General features: G+C 75.8%; 1 pseudogene. It reads right to left on the bottom strand.

The features are described 5' to 3' along the window. A pseudogene (locus tag HW445_RS30975) lies at positions 1–1,403 on the bottom strand (putative baseplate assembly protein); the annotation flags it as partial.

The following is a 1,403-nucleotide window of genomic DNA, read 5'->3' as shown; positions in this document are numbered from 1 at the left end:
GCGCCGTTGACGCCGTCGCCGAAGGTCACCGCGGTCCGGCCGTCGGCCGTGGTGCCGACGACGTACACCCGCTCGCCCGGGCCGCGTCCGGCGAGGCTGTCCGCCCGGTGCCAGAGGATGCCGTCGACCCGGATCTCCAGGACCGGAGCGGCGCCGAGCGGGTCGTCGGCGGCGAGCCAGGTCAGCGGAGACTGCCAGAGCGCGAACGTCTGGCCGGCGCGGCCGGAGTCGCCGCTGCCGACGGCCTCCTCGCGGCTCTCCCCGTGGGTGGCCTCCACCACGTTGCCGAGGATCCTGACGGTCTCGCGGCGGTAGCGGTGGGCGAGGTCCGCCGTCAGGGTGAGCCTGGTGTGCACGTGGTCGCCGGGCAGCCGCGGGTCGACGGCCGGGTCCGCGGCGGCGATCGTCACCACCTCGGTGGCCTCGACGCCGGCCGTCCCGGGGACGTCGCTGCGCTCACCGGTCACCAGCAGCGTCCGTCCCGGCCGCAACCCGTCGTACAGCTCCGCGAGTTCGATCTCGTTGCCGTGGACGTCCTCGCCGAGGGGTTCGCCGGCCGGGCGCAGCGGCTCGCCGGCCGCGTGCACGGTGGTGTCGCGGATGTGCGAGAGCAGCACGTCGAACTCGTCCAGCCACGGGTCGGCGAGGGTGATCTCGGTGCCGCGTCCGGTGACGCCGAAATCGGCGTACACCGCTTCGCGGACGGCGACGGCCCGGGTGGCGACGAAGGCGAGCCCGGGGTCGCCCGGGACGCCGTCCGGGGCGCCCTTGGCGGGACGCCGGACGACGACCCAGCTGCCCGGCGTGATCGCGCCGTGCACCGCGTCGAGCCGCAGGACGCGGCGGTCGAGGGGCTCGGGCCGTCCGGCGATCACCACCTCGACGTGTGGCTCGGGCGGGCCGGCCGTGTATCTGAGGCTGACCTCGTACTCGCCGTGCGTGATCTGTTCGGCCGCGCCGGGACGCAGGGCGACCTGCTCCGTGGTGCCGTTGCCGAGGACGACGTGGACCAGGCCCTCGGCGTCCGGCCGGGACACGAAGACGGTGCGTTCGGGCAGACCCGAGTGGAAGTGCGCCGTGACGCCGGGCTCCTGGGAGTCGGCGGGGCGGCTGTTGAGCCAGGTGAGGCCGCGGTCCGGGGCGGAGCGCACGGACAGCTCGACGCGGCCGGCGCCGAGCGGGAACCCCACCGGCTGGGGCGTGGGCAGGTTCTCGGCGCGCTGGTCCGAGCTGCCGCCCTCGATGTACTGGAACTCGGCGCGGACCGGCGTCCTGCCCGACGCGTCGAGGACGACCCGCAGGCTCGCCAGCACCGCTCCGGTGAGCGGCCAGTCGGCGGTGCGGATGACCCGGCCCCGGTGGTCCTGGACCGGCTTCGGCGGAGCCGTGGCGCCGAAGGGCGC

Origin of the sequence: Streptomyces sp. UH6, assembly GCF_013421635.1 — a bacterium.
Lineage (GTDB): Bacteria > Actinomycetota > Actinomycetes > Streptomycetales > Streptomycetaceae > Streptomyces > Streptomyces abyssomicinicus.
This window is presented reverse-complemented; position numbering and strand designations above follow the sequence as displayed.